Genomic DNA, 16234 nt, shown 5'->3' with positions numbered 1-16234 from the left:
ATCATGATGAATTCACCCAGCAGCAACCCGTGCATCGACGAACTCGGAGCACCGGTGCAGGCCGCGGCAGCACACGTTCCGGCCTCGCGCTCCGCATGGCTCGCCGTCGGCTCCATCGCCGTCGGCACCTTCGCGATGGTCTCGACGGAGTTCATGCCCATCGGCCTTCTCACCGACATCGCGCGCGGCCTCAACGTGTCCGACGGCACGGCCGGACTCATGGTCACCATGCCCGGCGTGCTCGCCGCCTTCGCGGGGCCGGCGCTTATCGTCGCTTCGGGCAAGCTCGACCGCCGCACGGTGCTGATCGCGCTCACCACCTTGCTGATCGCATCGAACCTGCTCGCGGCCTTCGCGCCCAACTTCGCCACCATGCTGGTGGCACGCCTGCTGCTCGGCCTGTGCGTGGGCGGCTTCTGGACTTTCGCTCCCGCCGCCGCCACGCAGCTGGTGCCGCATGCCTCGCAGGCTCGCGCCATGTCGATCGTGCTGGCCGGCGTGTCGGCCGCCACCGTGCTCGGCGTGCCGGCCGGCTCCTTCCTCGGCACGCTGTTCGGCTGGCGTGCATCGTTCGCCGTGACGGGCGCGCTCGCGGCCGCCGTGCTGGTGGTGCAGCTGTGGTTGCTGCCTTCGATCCCGCCGGTGCGCGCCATCGGCGCGCGCGACCTGCTCACGCCGCTCACGCGCCGCATGGCGCAGGTCGGCCTGCTCGCGGTGCTGTTCTTCATCGCCGGCCACTTCGCGGCCTACACCTACCTGAAGCCGCTGCTGCAGCAGGTGTTCGGCCTCGCGCCCAACTCGGTGTCGACGCTGCTGCTGGTGTACGGCGCGGTGGGCTTCATCGGCACCTTCCTCGGCGGCAGCCTGGTGGCGCGCAGCGTGCGCGGCACCACCCTGCTGGCGGCGCTGATGCTGGCCACCGCCCTGCTGCTGACGACGGTGATCGGCTCCGGCTTCGTGCCCGGCGCGGTGGTGGTCGTGATCTGGGGCGTGGCCTTCGGCCTGATCCCGGTCGCGCTCACCGGCTGGATGATGGAAGCCGTGCCCGACGCACCCGAGGCCGGCCAGGCGCTGCTTGTGAGCGGCTTCCAGGTGGCGATCGCCTCCGGCGCGCTGATCGGCGGCGTGACGGTCGACAGCTTCGGCATCTCCAGCGCGATGGTGCTCAGCGGCGTGCTGGTGCTGATCGCGGCGCTGATCGTCGGCACGCTGGGCCGCGCGCGCGGCGGTGCCTCGCTGGCCGCCGTGCCCGAGTAAGCACAAGCGGCAACTCCGCAATCGTTCAGCGGCGGCCGGGCTTCCCGGCCGCCACGATCGCATCCAGCACCACGCGCAAGGCTTTGCCGACGGGCTTGTCGCGCCGAACCACGATGGCCAGCGCACGGTGCATGCGAGGGTTCAGCCGGCTGGCCTTCAGCTCCGGGTGCGCGCCGCGCCCCGTCATCGCCATGCCGGGCACGATGGCGTAGCCCAGCCCCGCGGCCACCATCTCCTTCATCGCCTCCACGCTGCCCAGCTCCATCACCGGCTGCGGCTGCAGGCCCTCGGCGGCGAACCAGCGGTCGACCAGCTTGCGCGTGTTGGCCGCGGGCTCGAACAGCACCAGCGGCAGGCCGGCCAGATCGCCCGGCGCGACCTTCGACTTCAGCGGTGCGAGGTCCTGCCGGCCGATGGCGACGAACTCGTCGTCGAGCACCGGCATCACCGCCAGCGAGCGCCCGGCCACGGGCAGCGTGACCAGCGCGAGATCGAGGCTGTTTTCTTCCACCTTGCGCGCCTGGTCTTCTGTGTTGCCGGTGCTGACCACCACGCCGAGTTCGGGGAAGCGTTCGCGCAGTCCGCGCAGCACAGAAGGCAGGAAATGCAGGCAGGCCGTCGCGCCCGTGCCCAGCCGTACGCGGCCCGCGATGCCGCTGGCGTGATCGGCGAGCGCGTCGATGGCGTTCTCCACTGCGGTCTCGATGTTCTGCGCGTGGCGCAGCAACTCCATGCCCGCCGGCGTGGCGTGCGCGCGCTTGCCGACGCGCTCCACCAGGCGCACCGCCAGCCGGCGTTCGAGCTGGCGGATCTGAAGACTCACAGCCGGCTGGGAGAGGCCCAGCCTGTCGGCGGCGGCCGAGAAGCTGCCGGCTTCGATGACGAGCGCGAAGGAACGAAGCTGGTCGAGGTTGAGCGATTTATCCAAAGTTTTTCTCATGCCTTGCATAGGCTGGCGAAGCTTCACTTATCGATGAGGCATCGTCAAGATCGGGGCCATGTCATCGCCATCCCCTGTTCCGCTCGCTTCCGCCACGGTCGAAATCCTCGACGCCATGCCGCATCACATGGCCGCCGTGCAGTCCATCTACAGCCACTACGTGCTGCACGACCTGTGCTCCTTCGAGGAGGAAGTGCCGTCCGTCGACCAGATGCAGCAGCGCCGCGCCGACGTGCTCGCGCGCGGCATGCCCTACCTGGTGGCGATGCTCGACGGCGAGGTCGCCGGCTATGCCTACGCCACCGCCTACCGTGCCCGCTCGGCCTACCGGCACTCGGTGGAAGACTCGGTCTACGTCGCGCAGGGCATGCACGGCCACGGCATCGGCAAGGCGCTGCTGCGCGAGGTGGTCCGGCGCTGCACCGAAGCCGGCTTCACGCAGATGGTCGCCTGCGTGGGCAACAGCGCCAACGCGGGCTCGCTGCGGCTGCATGAAAGCCTGGGCTTCGCGCAGGTCGGCGTGCTGCGCGACATCGGCTTCAAGTTCGGGCGCTGGGTCGACACCGTGCTGATGCAGCGCGCCCTGCGCTGAGGCTGCGTCGTCATGTCGGGCAACACCGCCGGCCCCGCGCGCGGCTGGCTGGCGCTGCTGTGCGCGAGCCGGCTGCTGCAGTCGATGATCGTCACCGCCTACTCCGGCGTGCTGCCCTTCGCGATGGCCGACTGGCACATGACGGCCGCGCAGGCCGGCTCGATCCAGAGCGCCTGGCACGTGGGCTACATGAGCTCGCTGTTCGCCGTGGGCCTGCTGGCCGACCGCTACGGGCCGCAGCGCATCTTCTTCACGGGCAGCGCGGTGAGTGCGGCGGCTGCGCTCGCCTTTGCGCTCTTCGCACGCGACCATCTCTCGGCCATGCTGCTCTACGGCCTGGCCGGACTGTGCGCGGGCGCCTCGTACACGCCGGGCCTGCAGCTGCTGGCGCACAACACCGAGCCCGCCGTGCGCGGGCGCGCGATGGGGCTCTTCATCGGATCGTCGTCGATGGGCTACGCACTCTCGCTCGCGGTGGCGGCGGCGTTCAGCCATCTGCATCAGTGGCGGCTGGGGCCGCTGGCCGCTGCGGTCTGCACGTTGGCTGGCGCGGTGCTCACGGCGCAGGCGCTGCGCCGCATGCGGCTGCCCTCGCCCCCCGCGCCCGGTGCGATCCGCGAAGGCACCCTGCACGCCCTGGCAGCCACGGTGCGCGACAAGCCCGCGATGGCCGGCAACTGGGCCTACGCCTTCCACTGCTGGGAACTGATGGCGCTCTGGGCATGGCTGCCGGCGTACCTGGTCGCCTCTTCGGGCGTGGCCTCGTCGTGGCAAGGCGCCGGCATCGCGCTGGCGGCACTGGCCCATCTGGTGAGCGTGTTCGGCAGCATCGCGGGCGGCGCGGCTTCCGACAGGCTGGGCCGCGCGCGGGTGATGATGATCGCCACCGTCGCGAGCCTTTGCATGTCCTTCGCCTTCGGCTGGATGTGGAGCTGGCCGCTGTGGCTGCTGGCGGCGGCAGCGGCCGTCTACAACCTGCTGGCCATCGCGGACTCGTCGGTCTACTCGACCGCGCTGGCCGACGTGGTGGCGCCGCACCGGCTGGGCGTGGCCTTCTCGGTGCGCTCGGTGATGGGCTTCGGCGCGGGCGCGCTCAGCCCCTGGGTGTTCGGCCTCGCGCTGGACTGGGGGCAAGGCAGCTTCGGCATCGGCAGCACGCATGCGTGGGTGGCGGCATGGAGTTCAGCCGGGCTGGGCGCGCTGCTGGGGCCGCTGATGATCGCGCGCTTCTCGCGGCTGCATCGGGCGCATGTCGCCGCCCGATAAGGGGCCTTTTCGCTTGGGTTTTAAAATAAAACCGAACGGCAGTGTTGCCCGAACCTGCCTCGCTTCGGAAAGAAACCCATGGCCCAAAGAAAGAGCCTCAAGGCCGACGCATGCCCGATGGCACGCGCGCTCGACATCGTCGGCGACCAATGGTCGCTGCTCGTGATCCGCGATGCCTTCGACGGCATGAAGCGCTTCGGCGAATTCCAGCAGAGCCTGGGCGTCGCCAGGAACATCCTGTCGGACCGGTTGAAGAACCTGGTGCAGGAAGGCGTGCTCGAGCTCGTACCCGCCTCCGACGGAACTGCCTACCAGGAATACGTGCTCACGCCCAAGGGCAAGGGCCTGTTCCCCGTGGTGGTCGGCCTGCGGCACTGGGGCGAGGCGCACCTGTACGCGAAGGGCGAGCCGCACTCGGTGCTCGTCGAGCGCGACAGCGGCAAGCCGGTGCCGAAGATCGAGCTGCGAACGCGCGATGGAAAGCCGCTCGATCCGGACGCGACCTTCGTGAAGAAGCTTCCCGCGACCGCCCGGGCTGCGAAGTCGCGAAGCGCGACCTCATAGCGCGGCGCGCGCGGGCTACTCGCCCAGCAGCTCCCCGATCGGCTGCAGGTCCTCCACCCGGTCGCAGATCGACTTGATCACCATCGTGATCGGAATGCCCAGCAGCAGGCCCCAGATGCCCCAGAGCCAGCCCCAGAAGATCACGCCCACGAACACCGCAACCGGGTTCATGCGGCTGGTGCGGCTGGTGAGCCAGGGCATCAGCAGGTTGCCGATGACGGTGTGGATGCCCAGCGACATGCCGGCCACCACGATGCCCATCTGCAGGCTGTTGAACTGCAGGAAGGCCACCAGCCCCGCGGCCGCCAGCACGATCACCGAACCGATGTAGGGAATGAGGTTGGTGACGGCCGCGATGATTCCCCACACGGCCGCGTTCTCCATGCCGACGGCCCAGAACGCGAGGCCCGTGGCCACGCCGACGATGGCGCTCACCAGGATCTGCACGAGCAGGTAGCGCTCGATGTTGCGCGTGATGTCGTCCAGCACGTGCACCGTCACCTTCTTCTTCTGCAGGCTCGAGCCGGTGATCTTGATGAGCTTGCGCCTGAAGGTGTCGCCCGAGCACAGCGCGAAGTAGGTCAGGAAGGCCACCAGCGTGAACTGCCCCATTGCGCTGAGCAGTCCGACGGTGCCGCTGAGCAGGTAGTCGCGCACGTTGAAGCTGGGCCGTTCGATGATGACGCGCGCCACGCCCTTGCGCGAAGCGACGCGGGCCGAGTTCTCCTCGGCCGCCTTCTCGAGCTGCGCCGCCGCCTGCTGCACGTTGTCCAGCGGCGTGGCGCTGGCGCCCCGGTCGCGGCGCATGGCCTGGCCCAGCTTCTGCGCGGCCACGGGCAGCGAGTCGAGCAGCTGCGTGGCGCTGCCCGAGAGCGAATAGCCGGTATAGCCCAGGCCGCCGAAGAGGCCCATGAGGATCAGCCCCGCACCGATCCAGCGCGGCAGCTTCCAGCGATGCAGCAGCTCGACCAGCGGCGACAGCGCATAGGTCAGCAGCAGGCTCAGCATCAGCGGAATGAAGACGGCCTGCCCCCACTGCAGCGCGAACACGCTGGCCAGTACCGCGAGCACCACCAGCGAGGCGCTGCGCACGTCGACGGGCATGTGCAGCAGCAGGCGCTCGCGCGCCGGGGCGGGCGGCTCGGGGGCGGGTGCAGGCGGTTCAGGTTCCGGCCCGGGGGCCGGCTCGGCCGCCACCGGCTGCGGAGGTTCGGCAACCGGCTCGGTCGGCGGCGCAGCTTCCGCCGCCATGGGCTTGTCGTCGCTCATCGCGTTTCCTTCAGCACCTCGCGCACCGCCGCAAGCTGCCGGCGCGACACGGCCACGGGCTCGGGAATGGAATCCAGCCGCAGGGCCCAGCCCTCGGCGTCCTCGCCGTCGTCGTATTTCTCCAGCGCGCGTATCGCCGAGCGCGCGACCAGCGCGTTGCGGTGCACGCGCAGGAAGCGCTGCGGATAGCGCTCCTCGAACTCGTTGAGCGAGCCGTCGAGGATGTGGCTGCGCGTGGCGGTGCGCACCGTGAGGTACTTGTATTCGGACTTGAGGTAGAGCACCTCCGACAGCGGCACCCGCTCCGCACGGCCCCGGTCCTGGATCAGCACCGTCTCGGGCGCGGCCTGAGCCTGCTGCAGCGCGCGGCGCTCCTTCAGGAAGCGCTCGACCTTCTGCAGCGCCTGCTGCAGCCGCTCGGCGCGCACGGGCTTGGTGAGGTAGTCGACGGCCTCGAGGTCGAAGGCCGTCACCGCATGGGCGGCGTGGGCGGTCACGAACACCACGGCAGGCGCGTTGGAGCGGCTGCGCAGCGCGCGCGCCACCTCGATGCCGTCGACGCCGGGCATGTGCACGTCGAGCAGCACCAGGTCGAGCGCCAGCGTGCCCAGCTGCTGCAGCGCCTCGGCGCCCTGCGAGGCTTCGGCCACCACTTCGGCGCCTGGCGAGGTGCAGTCGCGCAGCAGCGTGCGCATGCGCGAGCGCGCCAGGGCTTCGTCGTCGACGATGAGTGTCTTGAGGGTCATGATTCGGCGGGAATGGCTATGCGTACTCTGTAGCTTTTCTGGTCCATCCCGGCGCTGAACTGCATCTGCATGTCGTGCAGCAGCCGCAGCCGGTCGCGCACATTGGCCAGCGCGATGCCGTGGCCGCGCGGCAGCGGCTCGTCGGCCCAGCGCAGCGGCGGAAGGCTGTTGACCACTTCGATCACCACCATGCTGCCGCGCCGCTCGGTGCGGATGCGCAGCCTGGCGCCCTCCGGGCTGGGCTCCACGCCGTGCTTGATGGCGTTCTCGACCAGCGGCTGCAGCAGCAGCGGCGGCAGGCGCGCGTTGCTGGCGGCGGCGTCCAGGTCCCAGCGGATGCGCAGGCGGTCGCCGAAGCGCACCTGCTCGATGGCGAGGTAGCGCTCGGCCAGCGCGATCTCGTCGGCCAGCGTGCCCGATTCGCCGGGGTCGGCCAACGCCTGGCGGAACAGCTCGGCCAGGTCCTCGAGCATGGTCTCGGCCTTGGCCGGCTCCTCGCGCACCAGTGCGATGGCGCTGTTGAGGGTGTTGAAAAGAAAGTGCGGGCGGATGCGCGACTGCAGCTCCTCCAGCCGCGCCGTGGTGGCTGCCGGCGTCTGGCCCCGGGCGCGCAGCACCATCGCCGCCATCACCAGCCCCGCGAACAGGGCACCCGTGAGCGCGCTGGCGAGCCATGGCGCGCTGGCCAGCACGCCCGTCAGGCGCAGCAGGCCGCAGCCGTAGGTTGCCGACAGCGCGCCGAGCAGCGCGCCGGCCGTGTACTGCCAGTGCTTCGGCAGCCGCCGCAGCGGCTTCTTGAGGCCGCAGGCGCTCACCAGCCACAGCAGCGTGGCGGGCAGCGCCCCGCCGGTGATGGTGGCGGTCTGCACCAGCCATTCGCCGGGCGTGGACACCACGAAAAGGGCTGCGATGGCCACCACCGCCTCGACGAACACCACCGTGCGCAGCACCACGCCGATCTGGCAGGCGTCGAAGATCGACGGGCCGCCGCGCGCGGACGACGCGGCCGCGCGCGCCCTTTCCGACGACGGCGGGGGCGTGGGTGAAGAGCTGGCCGATAAAATCGCCGGGTTGCGCATCGCAGACATCTGATCCATCGGGTAACCAACCCATTATTGCCTCCAGGACGGCTCCCATGACCCAAAACCAACTCGACAAGAAATCCGAAGCCTGGTCGGCACTTTTCTCCGAACCGATGAGCGACCTCGTGAAGCGCTACACCTCCAGCGTCTTCTTCGACAAGCGCCTGTGGCAGGCCGACATCCAGGGCTCGCTGGCGCATGCCGGCATGCTGGCAGCACAGGGCATCATCAGCGTGCAGGACCACGCCGCCATCGAACGCGGGATGGCGCAGATCCGTTCCGAGATCGAATCCGGCGCCTTCGAGTGGAAGCTCGACCTGGAAGACGTGCACCTGAACATCGAGGCGCGCCTGACCCAGCTGGTCGGCGACGCCGGCAAGCGCCTGCATACCGGCCGCAGCCGCAACGACCAGGTCGCCACCGACGTGCGCCTGTGGCTGCGCGGCGAGATCGACCTGATCGGCGACCTGCTGGTCGAGCTGCAGAAGGCGCTGGTGGACATCGCCGAGAAGAACGTCGACGTCATCCTGCCGGGCTTCACCCACCTGCAGGTGGCGCAGCCGGTGAGCTTCGGCCACCACATGCTTGCCTACGTGGAAATGTTCAGCCGCGACGCGGAGCGCATGAGCGAGGTCCGCAGGCGCGTCAACCGCCTGCCGCTGGGCGCCGCCGCGCTGGCCGGCACCAGCTACCCGCTGGACCGCGAGCTGGTCGCCAGGACCCTGGGCATGGACGGCGTCTGCCAGAACAGCCTGGACGCGGTGAGCGACCGCGACTTCGCCATCGAATTTACCTCCGCCGCCAGCCTGTGCATGGTGCACGTGAGCCGCATGAGCGAGGAACTGATCCTGTGGATGAGCCAGAACTTCGGCTTCATCCAGATCGCCGACCGCTTCACCACCGGCTCGTCGATCATGCCGCAGAAGAAGAACCCCGACGTGCCCGAGCTGGCGCGCGGCAAGACCGGTCGCGTGGTCGGCCACCTGATGGCGCTCATCACGCTCATGAAGGGCCAGCCGCTGGCCTACAACAAGGACAACCAGGAAGACAAGGAGCCGCTGTTCGACACGGTCGACACGCTCAAGGACACCCTGCGCATCTTCGCCGAGATGATCGGCGGCATCACCGTGAAGCCCGAGGCCATGGAAGCCGCCACCCTGCGCGGCTACGCCACCGCCACCGACCTGGCCGACTACCTCGTGAAGAAGGGCCTGCCCTTCCGCGACGCGCACGAGACCGTGGCCCACGCCGTGAAGGCCGCCACCTCGCACCAGGTCGACCTGGCCGAGCTGCCGCTGGCCGTGCTGCAGCAGTTCAACCCGGGCATCGAGAAGGACGTGTACGACGTGCTGAGCCTGCGCGGCTCGCTGAACGCGCGCAACATCCTGGGCGGCACTGCGCCGGCGCAGGTGAAGGCGCAAGTCGCCCGCCACCGCGCCCGCCTCGGCTGAGCGCGGCCGCAACTGCAGCAGCGGCCGCGCCGTGTTCTACGCCATCCCGCTCGAGAACAAACCGAGCTGGCGCAATCCGCCGTGGATGACGGTGCTGCTGATCCTCGTGAACATGATCGTGTTCTGGGGACCGCAGCGCAGTGAAGAGAAGGGGCAGGAGCGCGCCGCCGCCTATTACGTGAAGAGCGCGCTGCCCGCGCTGGAGCTGCCGCCCTTCGTCGAGTGGCTAGAGAAGACCGATCCCGGGCGCGGCAAGCTGGCCCGCCGCATGCTGCGGCACGAAGAGGCCTATCCGCAGCTGCTCGAAGGCCTGCAGAACGACCGCAAGTTCCTGCAGAAGCTGCGCGCCGACGAGATCATCAAGCCCGACAACCCGCAGTACGACGAGTGGAAGCGCGCCCGCCAGCAGTACGAGTCGATGCTGCCCGCGCCCTTCACCGAGCGATGGGCGCAGAGCTACGCGACGGATGCCGAATTCAGGCCCTGGACCTGGATCACCAACGCCTTCCTGCACGGCAGCACCGGCCACCTGCTGGGCAACATGCTGTTCCTGTTCCTCTTCGGCTTCTCGGTCGAGCTGGCGCTGGGGCGCGGCACCTACCTCGCGCTCTACCTGCTGGGCGCGGTCGGCGCCTCGGTGCTGGCCGGCTGGGCCTATGCCGGCGGCACCTACGGGCTGGGCGCCTCGGGTGCCGTCTCGGCGCTGATGGGCATGTACGCGGTGATGTACCGCCTGCGGCGCATCCGCTTCTTCTACCAGCTGTTCTTCTATTTCAACTACGTCACCGCGCCGGCCCTGTTGCTGCTGCCGGCCTGGATCGCCAACGAGCTGATGCAGCACTGGCTGGGCGGCCAGGGCATCGCCTACATGGCCCACCTCGGCGGCCTGCTGACCGGTGCCGCGTTGATGTACGGCGCGATGCTGCTGGGCCGGGTGAAGACGCCCGAGACCGTCAAGTCGGAGATGGTGAACGATGACGACCGCTTCGACGAGCACGTGGCCGCGGCCCGCAAGTACGGCGCCGCGATGAAGTTCGACCGCGCCTGCGCCGAATGGCGCGCCGCCGCCGCCCTGCGCCCCGGCGACGCCGAGACGCTGCGCGCCTGGTTCAACACGGCGCGGCTGCAGCCCGCGAGCGACGACTTCCACCAGGCCGCGCGCCGCATCTTCCGCCTGCCCGCCACCGACGAGGACACGCTGGCGCTGCAGCACGCGAGCTTCCAGACCTACCTCGACCAGGCCCGCCCCGGCGTGCGGCTCAAGCCCGAGGACATGGCCCGGCTCGCGCGCCGCTTCGCCCGCATCCGCCAGTTCGACGACGCCGACCGGCTCTGCCGCATCCTGCTGAAAACGGCGCCCGACCATCCCGAGCTGGCCGACACGCTCTCGACCTGCGCCAACGGCCTGCTGCACGCGGGCCTGCGCGACAAGGCGATGGGCCTGCTGCCGCATCTGCTGCGGCTCGCGCCCAACGACATGGTGACGCGGGCGCTGCAGAACGCCTGAGGGCGCCTGCCGCTATGCCGTCTGCGCCGGCGGCGCCGCCGGCCGCAGCAGCCAGCGCACTTCCTGCGTCTGCTCGCTGTCGGGGTAGCGCGCTTCCATCGTCGTCAGGATGGGCTGCGCCATGTCGGCGCGGCCAAGCCCCTGCACCAGCGCGCGCGCCGCGAGCTCATAGGCCTGCGGAATGGCCTCGTGCCCGCGGAAGCGCTTGTCGAACCCCGACAGCAGCGCCAGCGTGGAGTGGGCGTCGCCGTTGCGCCATTCGGCGCGCGCCATGGCGATGACCATGGCCGGATCGTCGAGCGCGAAGGCCTTGTCGCGCTCCTTGCAGGCCTTGAACACCTTCAGCGCCTCGGAGGCCAGGTCGCGCCGCATCAGCAGCGGGATGAAGCGCTTCGCCTGGTCGAGCATGGTGTCTTTTTTCTCGGGCATCAGCGCCAGCACGCGGTGGTAGCGGCGCTGCGCCGCGAGGTCGTTGGAGTCGGCGGTGCGCTGCGCCTCGTAGGCCGTGCCCAGTGCCGCGGCGAGGTCGCCCTCGGTGATGAACTGCGCCACCTCGGCGTCGATGCGCTGCGCCTCGATCTGCGCGGGCGTGCGGCGGTCGGCCGGCGCGCCGTCGGGCAGCTCGCTGCCCGGCACGGCGTCGAAGCCGAAGGCGTCGTGGTGCTGGAACATCACGTAGCCCAGCAGGCTCGCCATGACCCAGCCGAAGTAGATGAAGGCGAAGTTGACGATCGGCAGCACGATGCGTCCGTCGAACATCGGAAGCACCATCGCCAACGCCACCTGCGCGCCGGTGCTCAGCAGGAACAGGAAGAAGCAAAGCAGCGCATACGGCCAGCCGATGGTGCGCATCGCGTCCATCACGTGGCCGGGGTTGATCGCCTGGAAGAAGCTGCCCGACTGCACCAGCACGATCACCGCAGCCGGGAAGGTGAATGACATGACGAAAAGGCCCACGGTGCCGAGGATGGGCGCATACCAGGCGAGCCAGCCGATCAGGAAGGCCTGCACCAGGGAAATGGCGAAGAGCTTCCAGGGCAGGTAGGTCCACTCGTCGCTCGACTCGCGGCCGAAGTCGGCCGAGTCGCGGATGCCGCGCGCGCCCAGCGCGATGACCTTGAAGCCGTAGCGGCTGGACGCCAGCATGATGCCGACCTCGATCACGAAGAGCGCCAGCGCATCGGGCAGGAAGAAGATCGCGTCGAACAGCAGGCTGCAGAACGACAGCAGCAGGCCGTAGGCCAGCGGCCGCATCTGGAACGGAAAAGCGAAGAAGCTGTTGAGCCGGCGCCAGAAAGGCGGTGGCGGCGGCAGCGCATCCTTGACGACGATCATGGCAACTCCCTCGTTTCCTTTTCTTTTCTTCTTACTTGCGGAAGAAATCGCTCTGGCTCATGGCGCCGGCGCCGCCCATGCGCATCACCGTGGCCTCGTCGGCATGAACGAGGCGCATCTGGCCGAGTTCGCGCTCCAGGCGCTGGGTGAAACTGGTCTTGTACTGCAGCAGCGACTCGCCCATCTTCAGCACGCTGGTGCCCTTGACGGTGGCGCTCTTGCGGTCGGGGGCCACCTCGATGCCGTCGATGTTGTACTCGTACTCGATGGTGAGGATGCCGCCCATGCGTTCGCCGACCTTGCTGAAGGTCTCGAAGGCTTCTCGCGTCGCCTGGCAGGCCTCGTCGCGGTTGTGGGAGTGCTCGACCGTCTTGCCCATCATCGTGGTCCTGCTCTCGATGCGGGCCTTGCGGCTGAGCTGCTTGCACAGCGCCTCTGCATCGCGCGAGTAGATGGCGTGGGCCTCCTTCTGGTAGTAGTCGCGCACCATCGGCTCGTCGAGCTTGCGCCCGCCGATAAAGAAGTACCACGCGCCCACGCAGAGCGCGATCACGATCGCAATTTGCTTCATTCTTCTCCGTCCGCGCGTGCGCGCGCGGTCCCTCGGTTTTTGCGGGGCAGTATACGTTCACAAATGTTTCCAAAAGACTTCATTTGGCCGGCACAGTGAATCCGCCCGCCAGGTTGCTCCGTACTCCGGGCATGCGCATCGATGCCCCACAATCCCCGGATGCCCGCACCCAGCCCCGACGCCGAACTGATGGCGCTGATCGACCGGATCGGCCGTCGCGACGAAGCCGCCCTGCGGCAGCTCTACGACCGGACCGCGCCCCGGCTGATGGGCCTGGCGATGCGCGTGGTGCGGCAGCGCGAGTGGGCGGAAGACGTGCTCCAGGAAAGCTTCCTGACCGTCTGGCGCGTGGCCGGCGACTACCGCGCCTCGCTCAGCCCGCCGCTGGCCTGGCTCGGGCTCATCGTGCGCAGCCGGGCGCTCGACCTGCTGCGCCGCCGCGCCGCCGACCGGACCCGGCTCACGCAGGAATTCGACGAGCAGATGGCCGACCAGATCGAGGCCGACACCCCCGGCCCTGCCGAGAACGCCGATGCCAGCGAACAGGCCTGGGCACTGCACCAGTGCCTGAGCCAGCTGGAGGGCCGCCAGCGCGAGGTCGTGAGCCTGGCCTACCTGCGCGACATGAGCCACGGCGAACTGGCCAGGCAGCTCGAGCTGCCGCTGGGCACGGTCAAGAGCTGGATACGGCGCGGGCTCGAAAAGCTGCGCGTCTGCATGGGACGCTTCGCGTGACAGCGGTGACGACGAAGAAGGCGTTTCAAAAGGCGTTTGTCCCCTCATGAATCTCATCGCACACCCCGAATTGCTGGAGCTGCTGGCGGCGAGCCACGCGCTGGGCACCCTGCGCGGCGGCGCCCGCCGCCGCTTCGAGGCCATGGCGCGCGAGCAGGCGCCGGTGCGCGCCGCGGCGCTGGTCTGGCAGGGCCGGCTCGCGAGCATGACCGAGCTGCAGTCGCCCGTCGTGCCCGACGCGGCGGTGTGGACGCGCATCCGCAACATGATCGACGCCGAGCAGTCCGCGCTCGCGCTGGAACGCCAGCGCGCGGCGGCCAGTGCCGCCGGCGAGCCCCGCCAGGGCGGCTGGCTGCGCAGCCTCGCGCTGTGGCGCGGCGCCGCGGTGGCCGGCGCGCTGGCCACCGTGGTGGCCGTGACGGTCGGGCTGAACCTGCGCGACCAGCTGCAGAACGCGCCCGTGGTGCAGTACGTGGCCGTGCTCAGCGACGACAAGGCCGCCGCCTCGATGCTCGTGACCTTCGATCCGAAGAAGAAGCAGCTGGTGCTCCAGCGCGTCGGCGGCTACCAGGAAGGCGCGGACAAGTCGCTGCAGCTCTGGGCCCTGCCCCCGGGCGGCGCGCCGCGTTCGCTGGGCGTGCTCGGCAACGCGCCGGCCCTGCGCCTGACGGCGTCGGAATCCGACGTGCAGGCCGTGCCCGCGCTGGCCATCTCGCTCGAGGCCAAGGGCGGCGTGCCGCCGGGCAGCGGGCCGAAGGGTCCGATCCTGTTCAAGGGCGCGCTCATCGAGAAAACCATCTAGCCGGCGGCTGCCACTGTCAACGACCGCCCGGCCTGGGGCGTCGTGGTAGAAAACCCGCCTGCCCCGCCCTCCGCCTCTTTTTTCGTTCTTCCAATGTCTTCGATGAAAACCGCGCTGGCCGCGGTCGCCCTGCTGACCGCCGCGCTTGGAGCGCAAGCCCAGTCCAGCTTCTTCCCCCAGGAGTCCGAAACGGCCGCCGCCGAGGCTGCAGCCGCGCGCGACTACCTGGCCGCCAAGGACCGCTGGCACAACGAACTGGCCGCTTTCGCGCGCGCCGACCAGGAGCGCTTTCCGGCCCCCGGCGGCGTGGTGTTCGTGGGCAGCTCCACGGTGCGCATGTGGACGCGCCTGTCGCAGGATTTCGCGCGCGTGCCCGGCGGGGTGGTCAACCGCGGCTTCGGCGGCTCCACGCTGGCCGACTGCGCCCTCTTCGCGCGCGACCTGGTGGTGCGCTACAAGCCGCGCCAGGTGATGGTCTACGCGGGCGACAACGACCTGGCCGAGGGCCGCACCCCGCTGCAGGTGCTCGACAGCTTCGCGCGCTTCGCCAATGCGGTGCGCGCCGAACTGCCGGACACCCGCATCAGCTTCATCTCGGTCAAGCCCAGCCCCTCGCGCGAGCAGCTGCTGCCGCAGATCCGCGAGACCAACCACGTCGTTTCGGCCTACCTGAACCTGCTGCCGAACAGCGAATTCATCGACATCTACACGCCGATGCTGGGCGCGGACGGGCGCCCGCGCATGGAGCTCTTCCGTGGCGACAGGCTGCACCTCACGGACGAGGGCTACCGGCTCTGGCATTCGGTGATCGCGCCGCACCTGCCGAGCCCTCCGCCGGCGCCGACGGCCGGGCTGCCCTGAGCCGGGCGCTTCCGCTCAGGCCGGCGCGGGCTCCGACGGCACGTCGTCCGCCGGCGGCGGAACGTCCGCCCCGCGCGTGAAGCGCGCCACGAAGTACATCCCCGAGAACACCGCCGCCAGCAGCAGGCCGTCGCCCCACCAAGGCCGCGCCGTCTGGCTGTCGCCGTAGAAGGCCAGCACCAGCAGCACCGCGATCAGGTGCGCGCAGAACACCGGCAGCGAGGCCGAGCCCATCGCCTCCAGCCAGCGCAGCCGGGGAATGCGGCGCATCAGCCAGGGCCCGAAGCGCACCGCCAGGACGCCCAGCGCCACCAGGTTCACCAGCCGCAGCGGGCCCAGCTGCCACTTGTCGAACAGCAGGTTCAGCTCCACATCGCCGCCGAACGGCGCCTGTCCGTTGATGCCTGTGTGGCGCCAGTAGAAGCCGTAGAGGGCGATGCCCGCGGCCAGCGCCAGCAGCCACGCCGGAAAGCGCAGCGGCCGGGCACCGGGGTCATTGCGGGTCGCGCCGATGCACAGCCCCGCGAACCACAGGAACTGCCACGCATAGGTATTGAACGCGCCCATCTCGTGGAAGGGCACCGGCACGCCCAGGTAGCGCACCGCCAGCCCGTAGACCCATTCGCTGATGCCGAACTGCGCCGCCGCCCACACGGTGGCGCTCGCCACCATCACCCAGGTCCAGCCGTGGCGCATGGCGAAGGCCAGCACCCAGGGGCTCATGAGCATGAAAAAGATGTACATCGGCAGGATGTCGAGCAGTGCCGGTTCGTAGATGAGCAGCAGCCCGTAGATGAAGCCCTCGCGCGGCTCCGCCAGGTAGTACGAGACCAGGTTCTTCACCGCCGGCTGGTCGATGTGCAGGCCCACCGCCGTGATCACGGTGAACAAGAACAGCAGGGTCGCCGCCTGCGCCAGGTAGACCTTGAGCACGCGCCGCCAGAAGGCCTGGCGCATCGAGTCGACGCCGCGCACATGGCCGATGCGGCTGTACACCAGGCCGGCGACGAAGGCCGACAGCAGCACGAAGCCTTCGGCGGCCGATACGAAACCGAAGGGCTGGCCCAGCGGATCGGTCAATCGGGTGGGCAGATGGGTGACGGTCATCAGCACGAGCATCAGCCCGCGCAAGGCGTCAATTTCCCAGTAGCGTTTCATCGGTCGGCGGCGAGGTCTTGGTGGCGGTCCGCGCGGCGCACGCACGACGGCCCCGATTGTAAGAAGAGCGGCGTAAAGACCGCCGCACCCGCAACCGG

The 16234-nt window shown here is 69.5% G+C and carries 16 protein-coding genes; 9 read left to right on the top strand and 7 right to left on the bottom strand.

The window, feature by feature from the left end; genetic code table 11:
- Positions 1 to 3 precede the first annotated feature (3 nt).
- On the top strand, positions 4 to 1257 hold the full coding sequence (locus tag EJP67_RS15565; RefSeq protein ID WP_126022621.1) for an MFS transporter: 1254 nt from the start codon (positions 4 to 6) through the stop codon (positions 1255 to 1257).
- Positions 1258 to 1282: 25 nt separating this feature from the next.
- Here EJP67_RS15565 and EJP67_RS15560 read toward each other — a convergent pair whose 3' ends face one another.
- Positions 1283 to 2206, bottom strand: coding sequence for a LysR family transcriptional regulator (locus EJP67_RS15560; protein ID WP_126022620.1), 924 nt, complete (start codon positions 2204 to 2206; stop codon positions 1283 to 1285).
- Positions 2207 to 2255: 49 nt separating this feature from the next.
- Between EJP67_RS15560 and EJP67_RS15555 the strand changes: the two genes are divergently transcribed.
- From EJP67_RS15555 to EJP67_RS15545, 3 genes are all read left to right on the top strand, one after another.
- Positions 2256 to 2789, top strand: coding sequence for a GNAT family N-acetyltransferase (locus EJP67_RS15555; protein ID WP_126022619.1), 534 nt, complete (start codon positions 2256 to 2258; stop codon positions 2787 to 2789).
- Between the two features lie 12 nt (positions 2790 to 2801).
- Complete coding sequence (locus EJP67_RS15550; protein WP_126022618.1) at positions 2802 to 4055, top strand: MFS transporter; 1254 nt, start codon at positions 2802 to 2804, stop codon at positions 4053 to 4055.
- A gap of 78 nt (positions 4056 to 4133) precedes the next feature.
- Positions 4134 to 4619: a winged helix-turn-helix transcriptional regulator gene (locus tag EJP67_RS15545; RefSeq protein ID WP_126022617.1), complete on the top strand. Its 486-nt coding sequence runs from the start codon at positions 4134 to 4136 to the stop codon at positions 4617 to 4619.
- Between the two features lie 15 nt (positions 4620 to 4634).
- Here EJP67_RS15545 and EJP67_RS15540 read toward each other — a convergent pair whose 3' ends face one another.
- Genes EJP67_RS15540 through EJP67_RS15530 form a run of 3 tightly spaced genes read right to left on the bottom strand, consistent with a single transcriptional unit; the run spans position 4635 to position 7713 of the window.
- Positions 4635 to 5888, bottom strand: a complete 1254-nt coding sequence (locus EJP67_RS15540) for an AI-2E family transporter (RefSeq protein ID WP_126022616.1) — start codon at positions 5886 to 5888, stop codon at positions 4635 to 4637.
- Positions 5885 to 6634 carry a LytR/AlgR family response regulator transcription factor gene (locus EJP67_RS15535; protein ID WP_126022615.1) on the bottom strand — a complete coding sequence of 250 codons (750 nt, stop codon included), beginning with the start codon at positions 6632 to 6634 and terminating at the stop codon, positions 5885 to 5887. Before EJP67_RS15535 ends, EJP67_RS15540 begins: the two co-directional genes overlap by 4 nt.
- Complete coding sequence (locus tag EJP67_RS15530; protein ID WP_126022928.1) at positions 6631 to 7713, bottom strand: sensor histidine kinase; 1083 nt, start codon at positions 7711 to 7713, stop codon at positions 6631 to 6633. The genes EJP67_RS15535 and EJP67_RS15530 overlap by 4 nt, the downstream gene beginning before the upstream one ends.
- Positions 7714 to 7769: 56 nt before the next feature.
- Here EJP67_RS15530 and argH point away from each other — a divergent pair, with 56 nt between their 5' ends.
- A complete protein-coding gene (gene argH, locus EJP67_RS15525; RefSeq protein WP_126022614.1) occupies positions 7770 to 9167 on the top strand; it encodes an argininosuccinate lyase in 1398 nt (465 codons plus the stop codon).
- A 31-nt stretch (positions 9168 to 9198) separates the two neighbouring features.
- The gene (locus tag EJP67_RS15520; protein WP_126022613.1) at positions 9199 to 10674 is read left to right on the top strand and encodes a rhomboid family intramembrane serine protease; all 1476 of its coding nucleotides are present in this window, start codon (positions 9199 to 9201) and stop codon (positions 10672 to 10674) included.
- 12 nt (positions 10675 to 10686) lie between these two features.
- Here the strand turns inward: EJP67_RS15520 and EJP67_RS15515 are convergent, their stop codons facing one another.
- Together EJP67_RS15515 and EJP67_RS15510 are read right to left on the bottom strand one after the other, a co-directional pair.
- The gene (locus EJP67_RS15515; protein ID WP_126022612.1) at positions 10687 to 12009 is read right to left on the bottom strand and encodes a hypothetical protein; all 1323 of its coding nucleotides are present in this window, start codon (positions 12007 to 12009) and stop codon (positions 10687 to 10689) included.
- A gap of 31 nt (positions 12010 to 12040) precedes the next feature.
- Complete coding sequence (locus tag EJP67_RS15510) at positions 12041 to 12580, bottom strand: hypothetical protein (protein ID WP_126022611.1); 540 nt, start codon at positions 12578 to 12580, stop codon at positions 12041 to 12043.
- Positions 12581 to 12721: 141 nt separating this feature from the next.
- On the opposite strand from EJP67_RS15510, the gene EJP67_RS15505 reads away from it, so the two are divergent.
- From EJP67_RS15505 to EJP67_RS15495, 3 genes are all read left to right on the top strand, one after another.
- Positions 12722 to 13315 carry an RNA polymerase sigma factor gene (locus EJP67_RS15505; protein WP_126022610.1) on the top strand — a complete coding sequence of 198 codons (594 nt, stop codon included), beginning with the start codon at positions 12722 to 12724 and terminating at the stop codon, positions 13313 to 13315.
- Between the two features lie 46 nt (positions 13316 to 13361).
- Entirely contained in the window at positions 13362 to 14117 is a 756-nt protein-coding gene (locus EJP67_RS15500) for an anti-sigma factor (RefSeq protein WP_126022609.1), read from the top strand.
- A 102-nt stretch (positions 14118 to 14219) separates the two neighbouring features.
- Positions 14220 to 14978 (top strand): SGNH/GDSL hydrolase family protein, encoded by a 759-nt coding sequence (locus EJP67_RS15495; RefSeq protein ID WP_126022927.1) that lies wholly within the window; start codon positions 14220 to 14222, stop codon positions 14976 to 14978.
- A 15-nt stretch (positions 14979 to 14993) separates the two neighbouring features.
- Here the strand turns inward: EJP67_RS15495 and opgC are convergent, their stop codons facing one another.
- A complete protein-coding gene (gene opgC / locus EJP67_RS15490) occupies positions 14994 to 16136 on the bottom strand; it encodes an OpgC domain-containing protein (protein ID WP_126022608.1) in 1143 nt (380 codons plus the stop codon).
- Positions 16137 to 16234: the final 98 nt, after the last annotated feature.

It is taken from the genome of Variovorax guangxiensis (assembly GCF_003952165.1).
GTDB lineage: Bacteria > Pseudomonadota > Gammaproteobacteria > Burkholderiales > Burkholderiaceae_C > Variovorax > Variovorax guangxiensis.
The sequence above is the reverse complement of the archived record's forward strand: the minus strand, read 5'-3'. Positions and strand labels throughout refer to the sequence as shown.